This is a genomic window from Pseudomonas sp. CP-1 (assembly GCF_021213715.1).
Lineage (GTDB): Bacteria > Pseudomonadota > Gammaproteobacteria > Pseudomonadales > Pseudomonadaceae > Pseudomonas > Pseudomonas aeruginosa.
The window spans coordinates 214933-232595 of the sequence record NZ_JAJQKY010000003.1 but is presented as its reverse complement, the minus strand read 5'-3'; the positions used below and the strand labels follow the sequence as shown (position 1 = coordinate 232595).

Here is a 17663-nt window from a genome sequence, read left to right as displayed (position 1 = left end):
TTCCTGCATTCCCGCGCCTCGCTCCCGCCTGCCGTCGCTTCTTTCCTGTCCGCTCGGGGAGGGCCGCCCATGAACCGGGACTTGCGCCGCGCTCTCGACGACGAACCGATGCGGCCGTTCCAGTGGCTGGCGGTGGCTGTGTGCATCGTGCTCAACCTGATCGATGGCTTCGACGTGCTGGTGATGGCCTTCACCGCATCTTCGGTGGCCGCCGAATGGAACCTGGGCGGCGCCGAGATCGGCCTGCTGCTCAGCGCCGGCCTTTTCGGCATGGCCGCCGGCTCGCTGTTCATCGCGCCCTGGGCCGACCGCTGGGGGCGCCGCCCGCTGATCCTCGCCTGCCTGGCGCTGTCGGGCCTGGGCATGCTCGCCTCGGCGCTGAGCCAGGCGGCCTGGCAACTGGCGTTGCTGCGCGGGCTGACCGGGCTGGGTATCGGCGGCATCCTCGCCAGCAGCAACGTGATCGCCAGCGAGTACGCCTCGCGCCGTTGGCGCGGCCTGGCGGTAAGCCTGCAATCCACCGGCTACGCGCTCGGCGCGACCCTTGGCGGACTGCTCGCGGTATGGCTGATCGGCGCCTGGGGCTGGCGCTCGGTGTTCGTCTTCGGCGCTGGCCTGACCCTGGCGGTGATCCCGCTGGTCTGCCTGTGCCTGCCGGAGTCGCTGGACTTCCTCCTGGCGCGCCGGCCGCCGCGGGCGTTGCAACGGGTCAACGCGCTGGCCCGGCGCCTGGGCCGCGCGGCGCTCGCCGAACTGCCGAGCCCGCCTGGCGGCGGAGCGGAGCACGGTAGCCGCCTCGCCCGGTTGCTCTGCGTCGCCCAGCGACGCACCACGCTGCTGCTCTGGGCGCTGTTCTTCCTGGTGATGTTCGGCTTCTACTTCATCATGAGCTGGACGCCGAAGCTGCTGGTCGCCGCCGGCCTGTCCACCGCCCAGGGCATCACCGGCGGCACCCTGCTGAGCATCGGCGGGATCTTCGGTGCCGCCTTGCTCGGCGGGCTTGCCGCGCGCTTTCGCCTGGAACGGGTGCTGGCGCTGTTCATGCTGCTTACCGCCGCTCTGCTCGCGCTGTTCTCGCTGAGCGCCGGGCTGCCCGGCGCGGCCTTGCCGCTGGGACTGCTGATCGGGCTTTGCGCCAACGCCTGCGTGGCCGGCCTGTATGCCCTGGCGCCGAGCCTCTACGACGCCTCGGTGCGCGCCACCGGGGTCGGCTGGGGGATCGGCGTCGGTCGCGGTGGGGCGATCCTCTCGCCGCTGGTGGCCGGGCTCCTGCTCGACGACGGCTGGCAGCCGCTGTCCCTCTATGGGGCGTTCGCGGCGGTGTTCGTCGCCGCGGCCGCCGTGTTGCCGCTGCTCGGTGCGCGGCGTCGCGAGCGCTCGCCGACGCTGGGAGACGCTGCGTGAGGGCCGCCGGCGTTTCAGCGTTGGGCGGCGATGATCGCCTCGGCGATGGTGGTGCGGAACCAGTTCAGCGCCGCCGAGCGTTCGCTGCTCTCGTGCCAGTGCAGGGAGACGTCGAACGGCGGCAGGGTGAAGGGCAGTTCGAGCATGCGCATGCCGCCTTCGGCGACGAAGCGATAGGCGATCTGCGCCGGCAGGATGGTCAGCAGCTCGGTACCGGGAATGATCTTCGGCAGCACCGAGAAGTGCGGCACCCGCAGGCTGATGCGGCGCCGCACCTGCATGGCCTCGAGCACGTCCTCGGCGATGCCGTGGCCGGAGGTGCGGGTCACCACGATGTGCCGCTCGGCCAGGTACTGCTCCAGGCTCAGGCTGTCGCCGATCCGTGGGTGGCGGTCGCTGAGCAGGCACACGTAGCGCTCGTGCAGGACCCGCTGGCTGCGCGCGCCGGGCACCGGCTGGCGGCAGATCGCCGCGTCGACCTTGGCGCTGCTCAGCCAGGCGCCGACCTCGTCCACCTGCAGCGGCAGCACTTCCACTTCGGCGAACGGCGCGTCGCGGGTCAGGCGTTCGAGGATCAGCGAGAGGAAACCCACCTCGCCGAGATCGGTGAGGGCGATGCGGAAACGTCGCTCGGTGGTCGCCGGATCGAAGTGGCGAACGCTCTGTACCGCGCCCTCGATGCGCGTCAGCGACTCGCGGAAGGTGCCGTAGAGCTGCTCGGCGACGAAGGTCGGCTGGATGCCGTCGCGGGTGCGGGTGAACAACGCGTCGTCGAACAGTTCGCGCAGGCGCGCCAGGGCGTAGCTCACCGATGGCTGGGTGACGAACAGGCGCTCCGCGGCGAGGGTCACGCTGCCCGCTTCGTAGAGGGTGACGAAGGTGCGGATCAGGTTGAGATCGATCGGACTCATATAGACCAGTTCTATTTTTTATAGAAAGAGTATCGATTTGATTGATTATCGAGCGGCTGCAACAGTAGCGCAAATCCAGGAAACGAGCTTGAAGGCCTGCATGAAAACCGTCCATTCCGCGTCTTACGAGATCCTCCGTCGCCACGGCCTGACCACCGTCTTCGGCAACCCCGGCTCCAACGAGCTGCCGTTCCTCAAGGACTTCCCCGAGGATTTCCGCTACATCCTCGGCCTGCACGAGGGCGCGGTGGTCGGCATGGCCGATGGCTTCGCCCTGGCCAGCGGCCGCCCGGCCTTCGTCAACCTGCATGCGGCGGCGGGCACCGGCAACGGCATGGGCGCGCTGACCAACGCCTGGTACTCCCATAGCCCCCTGGTCATCACCGCCGGGCAGCAGGTGCGCTCGATGATCGGGGTCGAGGCGATGCTCGCCAACGTCGATGCCGGACAACTGCCCAAGCCGCTGGTGAAATGGAGCCACGAGCCGGCCTGCGCCCAGGATGTGCCGCGCGCGTTGAGCCAGGCGATCCAGACCGCGAGCCTGCCGCCGCGGGCGCCGGTGTACCTGTCGATTCCCTACGACGACTGGGCGCAACCGGCGCCGGCCGGCGTCGAACACCTGGCCGCGCGCCAGGTCAGCGGCGCCGCGCTGCCGGCGCCGGCATTGCTGGCCGAACTCGGCGAGCGCCTGTCGCGCTCGCGCAACCCGGTGCTGGTGCTCGGTCCGGACGTCGACGGGGCGAATGCCAACGGCCTGGCCGTGCAACTGGCGGAGAAGCTGCGGATGCCGGCCTGGGTCGCGCCGTCGGCCTCGCGCTGTCCGTTCCCCACCCGCCATGCCTGCTTCCGCGGCGTGCTGCCGGCGGCCATCGCCGGGATCAGCCGGCTGCTGGACGGCCACGACCTGATCCTGGTGGTCGGCGCGCCGGTGTTCCGCTATCACCAGTTCGCCCCCGGCGATTACCTGCCGGCCGGCGCCGAGCTGGTGCAGGTCACCTGCGATCCCGGCGAAGCAGCACGGGCGCCGATGGGCGACGCGTTGGTCGGCGACATCGCGCTGACCCTCGAGGCACTGCTCGAACAGGTCCGCCCCAGTGCGCGGCCGTTGCCCGAGGCGCTGCCGCGACCGCCGGCGCTGGCCGAGGAGGGCGGACCGCTGCGGCCGGAAACCGTGTTCGACGTGATCGATGCGCTGGCGCCGCGCGACGCCATCTTCGTCAAGGAGTCGACTTCCACCGTGACCGCCTTCTGGCAGCGCGTGGAGATGCGCGAGCCGGGCAGCTACTTCTTCCCGGCCGCCGGCGGACTCGGCTTCGGCCTGCCGGCGGCGGTCGGCGCGCAACTGGCGCAGCCGCGGCGGCAGGTGATCGGGATCATCGGCGACGGCTCGGCCAACTATGGCATCACCGCACTCTGGAGCGCCGCGCAATACCGTGTGCCGGCGGTGTTCATCATCCTCAAGAACGGTACCTACGGCGCCCTGCGCTGGTTCGCCGGGGTGCTCGAGGTGCCCGATGCGCCGGGGCTCGACGTGCCCGGCCTGGACTTCTGCGCGATCGCCCGCGGCTATGGCGTCGAGGCACTCCACGCAGCCACCCGCGAAGAGCTGGAAAGTGCCTTGGAGCATGCCCTGGCCGCTGATCGCCCGGTTTTGATCGAGGTGCCGACGCAAACCATCGAACCCTGATGTTCCACGGCGCCGCCCCATGCCAGAGTGGGCGGTGCCGACCGACGCCCGCGTGCGCCCATAACAAGAACAAGAGAGAGGTTGGTATGAACAGGCAATCCGCTGCGGCGGTGATCGACGCTGCCCGCTTTAACCGTACTCACTGGCTGATCCTCGGCTGGGGGTGTTTCATCATGCTGTTCGACGGCTACGACATGGTCATCTACGGCTCGGTGGTGCCACGCCTGATGCAGGAGTGGCAGCTGAGCCCGGTGCAGGCCGGCACCCTCGGCAGTTGCGCGCTGTTCGGCATGCTCTTCGGCGGCACCCTGCTGGCGCCGCTGGCGGACCGCTTCGGCCGGCGCCGCCTGGTGATCGCCACCACCCTGCTGGCGAGCCTCGCCGCCTTCCTCACCGGGCACGCCCGCGACCCGCTGGAACTGGGCGCCGGACGCTTCTTCACCGGCCTGGCACTGGGCGCGCTGGTGCCCAGCGCGATCAACCTGATCAGCGAATTCGCTCCGGCCGGGCGGCGCAGCACCCTGGTCACGGTGATGTCGGCCTTCTACTCGGTGGGCGCGGTGCTCTCGGCGCTACTGGCGATCGCCATGATCCCCGCCTGGGGCTGGCAATCGGTGTTCTACGTGGCGGTGCTGCCGGTGCTGGCGGTGCCGCTGATGTTGCGCTGGTTGCCGGAGTCGGCGGCGTTCCTCGAACTCAAGGGCCGCCGCGCCGAACTGGACGCGCTGCTGCGCAAGGTCGATCCCGACTACCGGCCCGGCGCCGAGCGGGCGAACGCTGTCGCGGCCGAAGCGCCGAGCGGACGGGTCGCCCAGTTGTTCGAGGGGCGCCAGGCACTGGGCACCCTGCTGCTGTGGGTGGCCTTCGCCATGTGCATGCTGATGAGCTACGGGCTCAACACCTGGTTGCCGAAGCTGATGGCCGGCGGCGGCTACGCCCTCGGTTCGAGCCTGGCGTTCCTCGTCACCCTGAATGTCGGGGCGACCCTCGGTGCGTTGTTCGGCGGCTGGCTGGCCGACCGCCTCGGCGCCGGCCGCACCCTGGTGCTGTTCTTCGCCCTGGCCGCGGCCTCCCTGGCGGTCCTCGGCCTGGGGCCAGGCCCCTGGCTGCTCAACGGCCTGCTGGTGGTGGCCGGCGCCACCACCATCGGCACCCTGGCGGTGATCCATGCCTACGCCGCGCAGTTCTACCCGGCCTGGGTGCGCTCCACCGGGGTCGGCTGGGCCGCCGGTGTCGGCCGCCTCTGCGCCATCGCCGGGCCGATGCTCGGCGGCAGCCTGCTGGCCCTGGAGCTGCCGTTCCAGCAGAACTTCCTGGCCTTCGCCGCGCCTGGCGTGATCGGCGCGCTGGCGATCGCCTGCATCCACCTGCGGCCGCGCGTGCCGGCGGAAGCGTCCGTCGACGCGACGGCGAAGAAACCCCTGTGATTTTCGAAAGAGGAGAAGAGCGATGAGCGATTCCCGTTATACCGACCTCGGTCTCCAGCCCCTGGCCGGCGAGTGGCGCCACGGCCGGGCCGGCCGCCGGCTGAAGGTGAGCAATCCGTTCGACGGCAGCCTGCTGCTGGAGATCGAGCAGGCCGACCGCGACGACCTCGATGCCGCCTACGCCAAGGCCGCCGAGGTCCAGCCGGCATGGGCCGCGCTTGGCCCCTCGGCACGCGCGGCGGTGCTGTACAAGGCGGTGGAGGTGTTCGACCGCCGCCACGAGGAGATCGTCGACTGGATCATCCGCGAGTCCGGCAGCACCCGCCTGAAGGCCGAGATCGAATGGGGCGCGGCGCGCGCGATCACCCTGGAGTCGGCGTCGTTCCCGGCACGGGTGCACGGGCGCATCGTCGAGTCCGACGTGCCGGGCAAGGAAAGCCGGGTCTACCGCAGCGCCATCGGCGTGGTCGGGGTGATCAGCCCGTGGAACTTCCCGCTGCACCTGACCCAGCGTTCCATCGCCCCGGCCCTGGCGCTGGGCAACGCGGTGGTGGTCAAGCCGGCCAGCGACACGCCGGTCTGCGGCGGACTGCTGCTGGCGCGGATCTTCGAAGAGGCCGGGCTGCCGGCCGGGCTGTTCAGCGTGGTGGTCGGCCCCGGCAGCGAGATCGGCGACACCTTCGTCGAGCACCCGGTGCCGGGCCTGGTGACCTTCACCGGGTCGACCCCGGTGGGCCGCAACATCGGCCGCATCGCCAGCGGCGGCGCGCACCTCAAGCACGTGGCGCTGGAGCTGGGCGGCAACAGTCCGTTCGTGGTGCTCGGCGACGCCGACCTGGAGCAGGCGGTGAATGCCGCGGTGTTCGGCAAGTTCCTCCACCAGGGGCAGATCTGCATGGCGATCAACCGCATCATCGTCGAGGACATCCTCTACGACGCCTTCGCCGCGCGCTTCGTCGAGCGGGTCAAGGGTCTCCGGGTCGGCGATCCGCAGCGCGCCGATACCGCGGTCGGGCCGATCGTCAACGCGCGCCAGCTCGAAGGCCTGCTGGAAAAGATCCGCCTGGCCCGCCAGGAAGGCGCCAAGCCGCTGTACGAGGGCGGCGTCGATGGGCAGTTGCTGGCTCCGCACGTATTCGGCGAGGTCAGCGCGACGATGGAGATCGCCCGCGATGAAATCTTCGGCCCGCTGGTCGGCCTGCTCCGCGCGCGCGACGAGGCGCATGCGCTGGAGTTGGCCAACGCCAGCGAATACGGGCTGTCCAGCGCGGTGTTCAGCCGCGACCTGGAACGCGCGGTTCGCTTTGCCCGCCAGCTTCGCGCGGGGATGACCCACGTCAACGACATTCCGGTGAACGACGAGGCCAACGCGCCGTTCGGCGGCGAGAAGAACTCCGGACTTGGCCGCTTCAACGGCGACTGGGCCATCGAGGAATTCACCACCGACCACTGGATCAGCGTGCAGCACGCGCCGCGCCAGTACCCGTTCTGACCCTGGCGGCGGGGCCCGCGCCCCGCCGCTGACCCGACCGTCGTCGCCAGGTGGCCCGCAGAGGCTGCCGGGGCCCGGTCGTCCCTGAAAAACGGAGCACAATAACAATGAAAATCCGTCGTAAAACCGCAGTCCCGCGCAACGCAGGGGCGGTCCTGCCGATGCTCGCCTGTCTTGCCGCGCAAGCTGCCGAGGGCGGCTTCCTGGAGGATGCGAAGACCGACCTGGTCCTGCGCAACTATTACTTCAACCGCGATTTCCGCGACCACGATGCCGGCAAGAGCCTGGTGGACGAGTGGGCGCAGGGCTTCATCCTCAAGTTCAGTTCCGGCTATACCCCGGGCACGGTCGGCGTCGGCCTCGACGCCATCGGCCTGTTCGGCGTGAAGCTGAACAGCGGACGTGGCACCAGCAATTCCGAGCTTCTTCCGTTGCACGACGACGGTCGCGCGGCGGACGACTATGGGCGTGTCGGCGTGGCCGCCAAGCTGCGCGTTTCGGCCAGCGAACTGAAGATCGGCGAGATGCTCCCGGACATTCCGCTGTTGCGCTACGACGACGGACGCCTGCTGCCGCAGACGTTCCGCGGCTTCGCCGTGGTTTCCCGAGAGCTGCCGGGCCTGGCCCTGCAGGCCGGACGCTTCGACGCGGTGAGCCTGCGCAATTCGGCGGACATGCAGGACCTGTCGGCCTGGAGCGCGCCGACGCAGAAATCGGACGGTTTCAACTACGCCGGCGCCGAATACCGCTTCAACCGCGAGCGCACCCAACTGGGCCTGTGGCACGGGCAACTGGAGGACGTCTACCGGCAGAGCTACGCCAACCTGCTGCACAAGCAGCGTGTCGGCGACTGGACCCTGGGCGCCAACCTCGGCCTGTTCGTCGACCGCGACGACGGCGCCGCGCGCGCCGGCGAGATCGACAGCCATACCGTCTACGGCCTATTTTCTGCCGGCATCGGCCTGCACACCTTCTACCTTGGCCTGCAGAAGGTCGGCGGCGACAGCGGCTGGCAGTCGGTCTACGGCAGCAGTGGGCGGAGCATGGGCAACGACATGTTCAACGGCAACTTCACCAACGCCGACGAACGCTCCTGGCAGGTTCGCTACGACTACGATTTCGTCGGCCTCGGCTGGCCCGGCCTGATCGGCATGGTCCGCTACGGCCATGGCTCGAACGCCACCACCAAGGCCGGTAGCGGTGGCAAGGAATGGGAGCGCGATGTCGAACTCGGCTACACCGTGCAGAGCGGTCCGCTGGCGCGGCTCAACGTGCGCCTCAACCACGCCAGCAACCGACGCAGCTTCAACAGCGACTTCGACCAGACGCGGCTGGTGGTGAGTTACCCGTTGTCGTGGTGACGGACGCTGTCTCGCCGCTCCTCCGGACAGTTCCGGAGGGACGGGGAGCGGGAGGCCCGGTGCTTCGGCGGATAACCGCTGGGCGGTTATCCGCCCTACCGGAGCGGCGCTCCGCCGACAACGCCTGGAGGGGGAGAGGGCGGCTCAGAACTTCGCCTGCATCCCCACCCGCAGGGTACGCCCGGGCGCGGGCATGAAACTCTGTGCCAGCGGGTCGAGGTAATAGCGGTCGGTAAGGTTCTGCAGCGAGGCATTCAGTTCGGTGTGCTCGAACAGCTTGTACTTGAGGAACAGGTCGAACAGCTGCACCGAGCGGTACTCGATCTGCGGTGTGGTGGCGCCGACCTGCCAGGGCTTGTCCGCCGTGGCGGTGGGGCCGGAGGTATAGGTCATGCGCCCGCCCAGGGTCAGGGCCTGGTCGAAGAAGCGCAGGCCGGCGGTCAGGTTGGTCGCCAGCCGCGGCGGGTTCTGCGTGTTGGTATAGGAGCCCATGAAGCTGCCCGGCGTGCAGTTCGGCGTGTTCTCGGTGCGCTGGTAGCGGTTGGCGCCGGCGCGCAGCCTGGCGGCGAAGGCGGCGTCGCAGGTCTCGGTCTTCAGGTAGTAGGTCGCCGACAGGTCGGCGAACACCCGCCCTGCGTCGTAGTGCGATTGCAGTTCGAGACCGCTGGTGCGGTAGCTGTCGGTGTTGCTGAAGGTCATCAGGCCCATCTGGCCCGGATCGTAATAGCGGGTGATGTAGTTCTTGATGGTGTTGTTGAAGTAGGCCAGCTTGATCGCCGCCGAGTCGCCGTCGGCCAACAGGCTGTCGCGCAGCGCGCTGGCACCGATCTCCCAGCTGCGCGAACGCTCGGGCTTGAGGTCCTTGCCCGGCTCGACCTGGAGAGTGCCCTGGCTGGTCTCGAACAGCGACGGCAGGCGCAGGCCTTCGGTGTAGGAGGCGTAGACGAAGGTATCCGGGGCCAGCTCGAAATTGATCCCGAATGCCGGCGAGAAACCGCCGCCGCGGCTGCTGCCCTTCTTGCTGTAGTTGTAGCCGGTGACCACGTTGGTGACCCGCGAGGGATGGACCGTCACGTTGGCCGGGCCGAACTCGTCGAAGGGAATGCCTTCGAACGGATTGTTGGTGTTGTTGGTGACGATGCCGTTGTTGAGGCGCGGATCGGTGGCGTCGGTGTACTGGCCGTTCTGGTCGGGGAACCACATCATCGAGCCGTAGTAGCCGGGCCTGCTCACCGTGATGAAGCGCATGTCGCGATCCTCGCGCCGCGGCGAGGCGGAGATGCCGTTGTCCTTGCTGTTGAAGTGGCTGTAGCGGCCGCCGCCCCATAGCGTCAGGCGCTCGACCGGCTTGAACTCGAGCTTGCCGTTGAGGCCGTATTCCTGGCGGGTGGCGTCCCTCAGGGTGCGGTTGGCGTTGATGTCGTGGAGGGTGGTGACCACGCTTTTCTGCGGCTGGATGTCTTCGACCTGGAACGAGCCGCCGAGGTCGAGCTTGAAATCGCCGAAGTCGGTTTCGAAGCGCGCCACGTTGTTCAGGTCGCCGCCGATGCGCCGGTTGTCCTGGCGCGTCCAGTTGCGGTCGGAGCGATAGGCCTGGGAGCGCGGTGCCAGCACCGAGGTCAGCATGTCGCTCTTCGCCTCGGTCATCCACAGGCCGGTACTGAGGTCCACCAGCGGATTGTTCTCGGGCAGGTAACGGTAGCGTGCGGTGTAGGTGTCGATCTTCACTTCGCTCAATGGGTACTGGTAGATGCCGGCGGTGCCGAAACGGAAGATGTCCGACGGCATGATCTCCCCGGTGCGCCCGTCGTAGCGACGATAGCCGAGGTCCAGGGTGTGCTCGTCGGCGATGCGCCAGGTCGCCTTGAGCAGGTAGGACTCGGTCTCCGACGACGAGTTGAGCACTTCCTCTCCTGCGTTGTAGACCTTGGCTACGCTGCTTTCCTCGCGACCGTAGCGGTTGTAGACGCGATAGCGGTCCTGGCCTTTCTTGCCGGAAAAGTAGTTGCCCTGATTGCGCTGCGCATAGGCGGCGACCAGGTCCAGATGCTCGTTGCGGTAGGCGAAGGCGGCGCTGCCGGACTTGGCCTGGGAGCCGAACAGGCTGCCGCGGTCATCGTGCGGCACGCTGCTGAGATTCTCGGTCTTCGAACTGGCGCTGCGGTGCTGCGGGGCGACGCCGTTGTTCCAGACGTTGCCGGTGAAGCGCACGCCGAGGTCCTTGCCGTCGACCAGGATGTCCTTGACGCCGATGGTGCGCATTTCCACGCTGCCGCCGATCGCGCCCGAGCGGGTCGAGGGACCCTTGTCGACGGTCACGCTGCTGACCAGGTCGGGATCGATGTAGCTGCGCTGCTGGGTGCCGGCGTAGCCGCGGTAGACGTCCAGCGCCTGCTCCGCGCCGTCGACCCGCACCGCCACCCGGCTCTGCCCCTGGATGCCGCGGATGTTGACGTCCAGCGCGCCACCGTTGCGGCTGTCGCCGACCTGTACGCCCGGGATGCCCTGGAGCAGGTCACCCACGGAAACCCGGCCGAAGCGGTCGATGTCTTCGCTGGAGAGGTACACCGACGAGCGCGGCGCGGTATAGGTTTCCTTCTGCGGATCGGCCAGCTCGGCGGCCGAGACCACCACCGGCGACAGGTCGGCCGGGGCTTCTCCGGACATGCGCGGCTCGACCAGCAGGTAGGCGCCGGAGGTTCCCGCCGCGACCTGCAGGCCGGTGTTCGACAGCACTCGCTGCAAGCCTTCCAGTACGCTGTAGCGGCCCTTGAGCGCCGGCGCGGTGCGGCCGCGGGTCAGCGCGGGGTCGAAGGACAGCAGCAGGCCCGACTGGCTGGCGAAGGCGCCCAGGGAGGCGCCCAGCGAACCCGCCGGGATGTCGTAGCTGCGCGGCGTGGCGTCGTCCAGGCGGGTAGCCGCGCTGTGCTGGCCGACGCTCTGCGCGTGGGCCAGGCCGCCGCCGAGCAGGCCGGCGCCGACCGCCGACAGGCCGAGCAGGGCGCAGCGCAGGGCAAGGGTGAGCGGGGAGAGGCGCGACAAGGGACGCGCCAGGCTGGGGATAGGGCGTTGTAGGGACATGACTTCTTCGCTCGCAGGGTTGGCGCCCGTCATTGCGGGCTCTCATTCCCTCTGTCGCACGAGATCGGAAAAGGGATATTTCGGGTTCGGCGGGGCCGGTCGAGGAAGGGCGTCGGCATTGTGGTCAGCGGAAAATTAGTGATAATAGTTTTCATTTGCGATTGAAGCCAGCCGACTATTCCGATGAATGCGCCTCCGATGAATGCGCCAAGCCCCTGCCTGCAAGCGGACCGCGACTGCGTCGCCACGCTCTACCGTGAAAACCATGCCTGGTTGCGCAACTGGCTGGCCTACCGCCTTCGCTCCTGGGGACGTGGCGTGGCCGACGACCTGGCCCACGACACTTTCCTGCGCATCCTCGCCAGCCGCGATGGCGGCCAGCGTGACGCGATCCGTCAGCCGCGCGCCTACCTCACCCGCATCGCCAACTGCGTGCTGGTCAGCTGGCGCCGTCGCCAATCGCTGGAACTCGCCTGGCTGGAGGCCCTGGCCACGTTGCCCGAGCCGTTGCAGCCGTCGCCGGAACAACAGAGTGTGATCGTCGAGACCCTGCACGAGATCGACGCGCTGCTCGACACCCTGCGACCGCGGGTGAAACAGGCATTCCTGATGGCGACGCTGGACGGCATGAAGCAGAAGGACATCGCCCAGGCGCTGGGCGTCGCGCTGCCGACGGTGAAGAAGTTCATCCACCAGGCCTACGTGACCTGCCTGAGCCTGATGCCCGATGAATGACCGCGCTTCCAGCCGGGCGCCGCAGGCGGGCGATACGGAGCTTTCCGGGCCGCCGGCCGCCGAGGCGATCGCCCCGCAGGTGCTCAGGGAGACCGCCTCCTGGCTGCTGCTGATGCAGGAGGGGCCGCTGGCTCCGGCGCAGCAGGCCGAGCTGGAGTCCTGGCGCTCGCGCAGCCCCGAGCACCAGCGCGCCTGGCGGCGCGCCGAGCGTCTGCTGGCGAATATCGGTTCGCTGCCGTCGGCGCTGGCCCGGCGTGCGCTCGAGCGTCCGTCCGGCAGCGGCCGGCGCGCGGTCCTGCGCGGCCTCGCCCTGCTGCTCGGCGGCGCACCGCTGGTCTGGTGGGGATGGCGCGCCCAGGTCTGGCGCGACGGCTTCGGCGCCGACTACCTCACTGCCGTCGGCGAGCGGCGCGATCTGGTGCTGGAGGACGGCAGCCAGGTCGAGATGAACACCGACAGCGCGCTGGACGTGCGCTACGACGCCGGCCAGCGCCTGCTGCGCCTGTATCGCGGAGAGATCTACCTCCGCACCGCGGCGGATCGGCGCGAGCCGCCGCGGCCGTTCCTGGTGCGCACCGAACAGGGCCTGATGCGCGCGCTGGGTACCGCCTTCAGCGTCCGACGCGAGGGCGCAGAGACAGTGCTGGCGGTGTACGAAGGCGCGGTCCAGGTGCGTCCGGAGGGCGCCGCGAGTGCGGCGGATGGCCGGGTGATCGAGGCTGGCCAGCGGGTGCGCTTCGATCGCCAGCGGATCGGCCCCGTCGAGTCCGCCAGCGAGGCCGCGCTGGCCTGGCGCCAGGGCCTGCTGGTGGCCGACGACATGCCGCTGCGGCAGTGGGCGGGAGAACTGATGCGCTACGGGGGCGAGAGCATCGAGTGCGAGCCGTCGCTGGACCCGCTTCGGGTCTCCGGCACCTTTCCCATCGACGACCTGCCGCTGGCCCTGGCGATGCTGGCGCAGACCCATGGCCTGCGCCTCGTGCACCAAGGTCGGCGGGTGCTGATCAGGCGCTGAGGGAGGCGCGGCGGCTCAGCCGGCCAGCAACCAGACCCCGGCGCCCGCCGAGGCCAGCCCGGCGAGACGTACCAGGGGCGCGGCCGCCTGCGGCAGGAAGCGCACCAGCGCGTAGCCGGCGGCGTGCAGCGCGGCGGTGGCGGCGACGAAACCGAGCGCGTACAGCCAGGGGCTGGAGAGGTCCGGCAGCTCCAGGCCGTGGGCGACCCCGTGGGCCAGGGCGAACAGCGCGGTGGCGGCCATCGCCAGCGCCAGCGGCGGGCGCACGGCGAGGGCCACGCAGAGGCCGAGGGCGAGCACCGAGGCGGCGATGCCGGTCTCCATGAACGGCAGTTGCAGGCCCTCGAAGCCGAGCAGCCCGCCGACCAGCATGGTGCCGACGAAGGTGCAGGGCAGGGCGAGGCGCGCGGCTCCCTGTTGCTGGGCGGCCCAGAGGCCGACGGCGAACATCGCCAGCAGGTGGTCGAGGCCGGTGAGCGGATGGGCGAGGCCGGCGACCAGGCCGTGTTCGCCGTGGCCGGGGTGGGCGAAGGCCAGCGCCGGCGCGGCGAGCAGGGCGAGGGTGGCGAACAGCTTGGGCAGTTTCATTGGCGGTTCCTTGTCGTTGCGAGGTGGCGTCAGGCGGCGGTCAGCAGGCCCTGGCGCTCGATGAAGGCGATGATTTCGTCCAGCCCCTGGCCGGTCTTCTGGTTGCTGAACACGAACGGCTTGTCGCCGCGCATGCGCCGGGCGTCCCGGTCCATCACGTCGAGGGAGGCGCCGACCAGCGGCGCCAGGTCGATCTTGTTGATCACCAGCAGGTCCGACTTGCAGATGCCGGGGCCGCCCTTGCGCGGGATCTTGTCGCCGGCGGAAACGTCGATCACGTAGAGGGTCAGGTCGGACAGCTCGGGGCTGAAGGTGGCCGACAGGTTGTCGCCGCCGGATTCCACCAGGATCAGTTCGAGGCCGGGGAAGCGCCGGTTGAGCTGGTCCACCGCCTCCAGGTTGATCGAGGCGTCCTCGCGGATCGCCGTGTGCGGGCAGCCGCCGGTTTCCACGCCGATGATCCGCTCGGGGGCGAGGGCCTCGTTGCGCACCAGGAACTCTGCGTCTTCCTGGGTATAGATGTCGTTGGTGACCACCGCGAGGTTGTAGCGCTCGCGCAGTTCGCGGCACAGGGCCAGGGTCAGGGCGGTCTTGCCGGAGCCCACCGGACCGCCGATGCCGACACGCAGGGGTTGGGATGTCATGGGGTTTCTCCTAGGAACGGAACAGACGGCTGTACTGGGTTTCGTGGGTCATGCTGGCCAGCGCCAGACCGAACGCGGCGCTGCCCTCGACGGCGGGCCGCCGCAGCGCCTCGGCGCAGGCGCGGTCGAGTTCCGGCAGTAGGCTGGAAGCAAGTTTCTGCGCGGCCAGTTGGCCGAGCGGCAGGGTTTTCATCAGCACCGCCAACTGGTTTTCCAGCCAGCTCCAGAACCAGGCACTGAGCGCCTCCTCGGCGTCCAGGCGCCAGGCGCGCGCGGCCATCGCCCAGGCGGCGGCGAGATTGGGCGGGTCCTGGCGCGCCAGCCAGGCGCGGCCGGGAGCGTCGAGCTCGGGCAGGGCCTCCAGCAATTGGTGCAGGGAAAAGCCCATCTGCCGGCTCTCCTGGGCCAGCTCGCGGGTCTCGCGGCTGGCCCTATGGCGTTCGCTGGCCGCATCGCAGGCGGCCCAGTCGCCGATCAGCGCGGCGCGCAGCAGGCCGGCCAGCAGCGGCGCCTCGAAGCGCGCCAGGTTCAGTTGCAACTGGTCGACCAGCCAGGTCCGCGCGCTCTCGGCGTCGCGCACCCAGCCATTGTCGAGGGCCGCCTCCAGTCCCTGGGAGTAGCTGTATCCGCCGATCGGCAACTGCGAGCTGGCCAGGCGCAGGCGCGCCCAGATGCTGTTCACCGGCGCACGCCGAACTGGTGCAGGCGCGGCGCGTAGTTAAACTCCGCCTCGCCATGGTGCGAGTGGTGGTGGCCTCCGCCGTAGGCACCGTGCTCCGGCTGGAACGGCGCCTCGATGGCCTCCACCGTGGCGCCGAGCTGTTCGAGCATGGCTTTCAGCACGTAGTCGTCGAGCAGGCGCAGCCAGCCGTCGCCGACCTGCAGGGCGACGTGACGGTTGCCCAGGTGGTAGGCGGCGCGGGTCAGTTCCAGCGGGCTGGCGCAGGTGACGTGGAGCAGACGTTCGGAGCGGGCGACGACCCGCACCAGGCGACCGTCGCGGGCCTCCAGGCAGTCGCCGTCGGCCAGCGGCGGCTGGCCGCGCTCGAGGAACAGGCCGACCTCCTCGCCGCTCGCCGCGAAGCAGCGCAGGCGGCTCTTGCTGCGCGCCTCGTAGGTGAGGTGGAGTTCTTCGTCCCAGCGGGGCGAGCGGGCGGGCAGGCGTTGGTGAATGACCAGCATGGGCAGTTTCCGCAATGCGACAGGAAAGGAATCACAACAAGCACCAGCAAGGGCCTTGCCAGGTCGATGCGGGACGCCTGTACCGGGAAAACGGGGCTATAGGGATGTAACAAAATATTGCAGCGCGCCAGGTTGGTGCGCAACGACTTTTTGCCGCACCGGAAAGGTGCGCGCGCGTCTAGTCCGCGGGCGAACGCCGAGCCGGAGGTCCGCTGGGGAGGTGTGGGGTCAGTCGGGCAGGCCGTGCCAGTGCTTGCCGCCGATCATGATGAAACGCAGCTGGTGGGTGATCTTCGCGGCCGGCATCAGGTGCGGCGGCAGGTCGGCGGCGGGTGGGTCGATCAGCTCCGGAAGGGTGGCGAAGACGGTCTTCACCACCAGGTCGGCGAACACGTCGAGGGCCGCGCCGTCGAGATGCGGCATCTTGTTCAGCAGCGCCAGGTCGGCGGCCAGGTCGTCGGTGATGCGCTGGCGCAGGCTGGCGATGGCCTGGCGGATCGGCAACGAGCCGCCGTATTGCTCGCGGGCGAGGAAGAGGAACTGCGAGCGGTTGGCGCCGACCGCGTCGAGGAAGATGCGCACCGAGGCGTCGATCAGCCCGCCCAGTTCGAACTCGTTGCGGCGCACCGCGCGCAGGGTGGCGCGGAAGGTCTCGTCGACCTCGGCGACCAGCGCCAGGCCGAGCTGGTCCATGTCGCTGAAGTGCCGATAGAAGCCGGCCGGGACGATGCCGGCGGCGCGCGTCACTTCGCGCAGGCTGAGGCTGCCGAAGCCGCGCCCGCTTTCCATCAGGTGGCGCGCGGCGCTCATCAGCGCGTGGCGGGTCTGCTGTTTCTGTTCGGCGCGGGGTGAGGACATACGGCTTCCTTTGGCGGACCGGCGACTGTAGCAAAAGCCCCGCGACCCGGTCGAACCGGGGACGGCAGCGGTCGAAGGATACATCAGTGAACGCTTGTTGACTCGATTGCGCGGAACGGGCAAAGTTTTGTGAACGATCGTTCACTGAAATATTCTCGATGGCCTTGCTTCCCCTCGCTCTCCTGACCCCCTTGCTCGCACCCCTGCGCCGTCTCGCCGCCCGTGGCTGGCTGCGCGAGGCCGATGTCGACGGCCTGCTGCGCCACGCCCATCCGCTGGCGTCGCTGAACCGCCACTATGCGCGGGTCGAGGCACGCTACTGGGTGGCCGACGATATGCTCGCCCTGGCCCTGCGTACCGCCCCCGGCTGGCCGCCGGCGCGGCCGGGCCAGCACATCCAGCTGCTGGCGGAGCGCGACGGGGTGCGGGTCGGGCGCAGCTACAGCCTGACCCGGGTGGTCGGCGAGCGCCTGGAAATCGCCGTCAAGCGTCACCCGGACGGGCTGCTCTCGCCCTGGTTGTGCGAACACCTGGCGGTCGGCCAGCGTGTCGAGTTGCAGCCCGCGCAAGGCGATCTGCGCTGGCCGATGCAGGCCGAGGCGGTCTGCCTGCTGGCCGCCGGCAGCGGCCTGACGCCCTTGCTCGGCCTGCTCCGCGAGGCGCTGGAGAACGGCTATCGCGGTCCCGTGCTGTGGCTGCACTACGCCCGTCATCCCGGCCAGCGCGCCTGGCTCGGCGAGCTGGAGGCGCTGGCGGCGCGCCACCCGAACCTGGAGTTGCGCTGGAGCCTGACCCGCGGGGCGCGGGCCGATGGCTGCCTGGAGGGGCATTTCCAGCCGCGCCACCTGGACGGCTGGGCAGCCGACCTGGCGCGCAGCCAGGCCCTGGCCTGCGGGCCGGCGGCTTTCGTCGAGGCGGTGGGCGAGCAACTGGGGGCACGCTTCGCCGGCTTGCAGACGGAATCCTTCAGCGTCCCGCGCTGGCGCAGCGGGGAGGCGCCGCGCGAAGTGCGCCTGCGCTTCGCCCGGTCGCAGCGGGAAGTCTCCGGCGACAGCGCCGCCAGCCTGCTGGAACAGGCCGAGGCCCACGGCCTGCGCCCGGCCCACGGTTGCCGCCAGGGCATCTGTGCCAGTTGCACCTGCGTCCTGCTCAGCGGCTGCGTGCGCGACCTGCGCAGCGGCGCGCTGTGCAGCGAGCCCGGCCAGCCTATCCGCCTCTGCGTCAGCGCCGCCCACGGCGACCTGGCGCTGGACCTGTAAACCGACCTGCGAGCCCTGC

The 17663-nt window shown here is 69.7% G+C and carries 15 protein-coding genes; 8 read left to right on the top strand and 7 right to left on the bottom strand.

Translation table 11 applies throughout. From position 1 onward, the window contains the following. Window positions 1–69: 69 nt before the first annotated feature. Entirely contained in the window at window positions 70–1404 is a 1335-nt protein-coding gene (locus tag LT948_RS08045) for an MFS transporter (RefSeq protein ID WP_003095547.1), read from the top strand. 14 nt (window positions 1405–1418) lie between these two features. Here LT948_RS08045 and LT948_RS08040 read toward each other — a convergent pair whose 3' ends face one another. Further along, window positions 1419–2315 (bottom strand): LysR family transcriptional regulator, encoded by an 897-nt coding sequence (locus tag LT948_RS08040; protein WP_011666777.1) that lies wholly within the window; start codon window positions 2313–2315, stop codon window positions 1419–1421. A 100-nt stretch (window positions 2316–2415) separates the two neighbouring features. On the opposite strand from LT948_RS08040, the gene mdlC reads away from it, so the two are divergent. From mdlC to LT948_RS08020, 4 genes are all read left to right on the top strand, one after another. Next, window positions 2416–4002, top strand: coding sequence for a benzoylformate decarboxylase (mdlC, locus tag LT948_RS08035; protein ID WP_023098163.1), 1587 nt, complete (start codon window positions 2416–2418; stop codon window positions 4000–4002). Window positions 4003–4088: 86 nt separating this feature from the next. Then, window positions 4089–5429, top strand: a complete 1341-nt coding sequence (locus tag LT948_RS08030) for an MFS transporter (RefSeq protein WP_103119279.1) — start codon at window positions 4089–4091, stop codon at window positions 5427–5429. 22 nt (window positions 5430–5451) lie between these two features. Then, on the top strand, window positions 5452–6921 hold the full coding sequence (locus LT948_RS08025; protein ID WP_073657328.1) for an aldehyde dehydrogenase family protein: 1470 nt from the start codon (window positions 5452–5454) through the stop codon (window positions 6919–6921). Between the two features lie 107 nt (window positions 6922–7028). Further along, entirely contained in the window at window positions 7029–8282 is a 1254-nt protein-coding gene (locus LT948_RS08020) for an OprD family porin (RefSeq protein WP_009314331.1), read from the top strand. 144 nt (window positions 8283–8426) lie between these two features. Here LT948_RS08020 and LT948_RS08015 read toward each other — a convergent pair whose 3' ends face one another. Then, window positions 8427–11363 (bottom strand): TonB-dependent receptor, encoded by a 2937-nt coding sequence (locus LT948_RS08015; protein ID WP_277600516.1) that lies wholly within the window; start codon window positions 11361–11363, stop codon window positions 8427–8429. 198 nt (window positions 11364–11561) lie between these two features. On the opposite strand from LT948_RS08015, the gene LT948_RS08010 reads away from it, so the two are divergent. Together LT948_RS08010 and LT948_RS08005 are read left to right on the top strand one after the other, a co-directional pair. After that, a complete protein-coding gene (locus LT948_RS08010; RefSeq protein ID WP_003095533.1) occupies window positions 11562–12098 on the top strand; it encodes a sigma-70 family RNA polymerase sigma factor in 537 nt (178 codons plus the stop codon). Next, window positions 12091–13113, top strand: a complete 1023-nt coding sequence (locus LT948_RS08005) for a FecR domain-containing protein (RefSeq protein WP_073657327.1) — start codon at window positions 12091–12093, stop codon at window positions 13111–13113. The genes LT948_RS08010 and LT948_RS08005 overlap by 8 nt, the downstream gene beginning before the upstream one ends. A 15-nt stretch (window positions 13114–13128) precedes the next feature. Here LT948_RS08005 and LT948_RS08000 read toward each other — a convergent pair whose 3' ends face one another. From LT948_RS08000 to desT, 5 genes are all read right to left on the bottom strand, one after another. Further along, a complete protein-coding gene (locus LT948_RS08000; protein WP_073657326.1) occupies window positions 13129–13701 on the bottom strand; it encodes a HupE/UreJ family protein in 573 nt (190 codons plus the stop codon). A gap of 29 nt (window positions 13702–13730) precedes the next feature. Beyond that, window positions 13731–14345 (bottom strand): urease accessory protein UreG, encoded by a 615-nt coding sequence (ureG, locus tag LT948_RS07995; RefSeq protein ID WP_003095530.1) that lies wholly within the window; start codon window positions 14343–14345, stop codon window positions 13731–13733. A 10-nt stretch (window positions 14346–14355) separates the two neighbouring features. Continuing rightward, the gene (locus tag LT948_RS07990; RefSeq protein ID WP_003095528.1) at window positions 14356–15027 is read right to left on the bottom strand and encodes an urease accessory protein UreF; all 672 of its coding nucleotides are present in this window, start codon (window positions 15025–15027) and stop codon (window positions 14356–14358) included. Further along, window positions 15024–15527 (bottom strand): urease accessory protein UreE, encoded by a 504-nt coding sequence (gene ureE, locus LT948_RS07985; protein ID WP_003095526.1) that lies wholly within the window; start codon window positions 15525–15527, stop codon window positions 15024–15026. Before ureE ends, LT948_RS07990 begins: the two co-directional genes overlap by 4 nt. 228 nt (window positions 15528–15755) lie before the next feature. Further along, window positions 15756–16385 (bottom strand): TetR family transcriptional regulator DesT, encoded by a 630-nt coding sequence (desT, locus tag LT948_RS07980; protein ID WP_003095524.1) that lies wholly within the window; start codon window positions 16383–16385, stop codon window positions 15756–15758. 158 nt (window positions 16386–16543) lie between these two features. Between desT and LT948_RS07975 the strand changes: the two genes are divergently transcribed. After that, on the top strand, window positions 16544–17644 hold the full coding sequence (locus LT948_RS07975) for a ferredoxin reductase (RefSeq protein ID WP_009878223.1): 1101 nt from the start codon (window positions 16544–16546) through the stop codon (window positions 17642–17644). Window positions 17645–17663 lie beyond the last annotated feature (19 nt).

Excerpts from the sequence above, each read along its gene's own strand:
- ureG (WP_003095530.1), bottom strand. The coding sequence starts at position 14,345 with ATGACATCCCAACCCCTGCGTGTCGGCATCGGCGGTCCGGTGGGCTCC.
- LT948_RS08015 (WP_277600516.1), bottom strand. The coding sequence starts at position 11,363 with ATGTCCCTACAACGCCCTATCCCCAGCCTGGCGCGTCCCTTGTCGCGC.
- LT948_RS07975 (WP_009878223.1), top strand. The coding sequence starts at position 16,544 with ATGGCCTTGCTTCCCCTCGCTCTCCTGACCCCCTTGCTCGCACCCCTG.
- LT948_RS08000 (WP_073657326.1), bottom strand. The coding sequence starts at position 13,701 with ATGAAACTGCCCAAGCTGTTCGCCACCCTCGCCCTGCTCGCCGCGCCG.
- mdlC (WP_023098163.1), top strand. The coding sequence starts at position 2,416 with ATGAAAACCGTCCATTCCGCGTCTTACGAGATCCTCCGTCGCCACGGC.
- LT948_RS08010 (WP_003095533.1), top strand. The coding sequence starts at position 11,562 with ATGAATGCGCCAAGCCCCTGCCTGCAAGCGGACCGCGACTGCGTCGCC.
- LT948_RS08040 (WP_011666777.1), bottom strand. The coding sequence starts at position 2,315 with ATGAGTCCGATCGATCTCAACCTGATCCGCACCTTCGTCACCCTCTAC.
- LT948_RS08005 (WP_073657327.1), top strand. The coding sequence starts at position 12,091 with ATGAATGACCGCGCTTCCAGCCGGGCGCCGCAGGCGGGCGATACGGAG.
- desT (WP_003095524.1), bottom strand. The coding sequence starts at position 16,385 with ATGTCCTCACCCCGCGCCGAACAGAAACAGCAGACCCGCCACGCGCTG.
- LT948_RS08030 (WP_103119279.1), top strand. The coding sequence starts at position 4,089 with ATGAACAGGCAATCCGCTGCGGCGGTGATCGACGCTGCCCGCTTTAAC.
- LT948_RS08045 (WP_003095547.1), top strand. The coding sequence starts at position 70 with ATGAACCGGGACTTGCGCCGCGCTCTCGACGACGAACCGATGCGGCCG.
- LT948_RS08020 (WP_009314331.1), top strand. The coding sequence starts at position 7,029 with ATGAAAATCCGTCGTAAAACCGCAGTCCCGCGCAACGCAGGGGCGGTC.
- ureE (WP_003095526.1), bottom strand. The coding sequence starts at position 15,527 with ATGCTGGTCATTCACCAACGCCTGCCCGCCCGCTCGCCCCGCTGGGAC.
- LT948_RS08025 (WP_073657328.1), top strand. The coding sequence starts at position 5,452 with ATGAGCGATTCCCGTTATACCGACCTCGGTCTCCAGCCCCTGGCCGGC.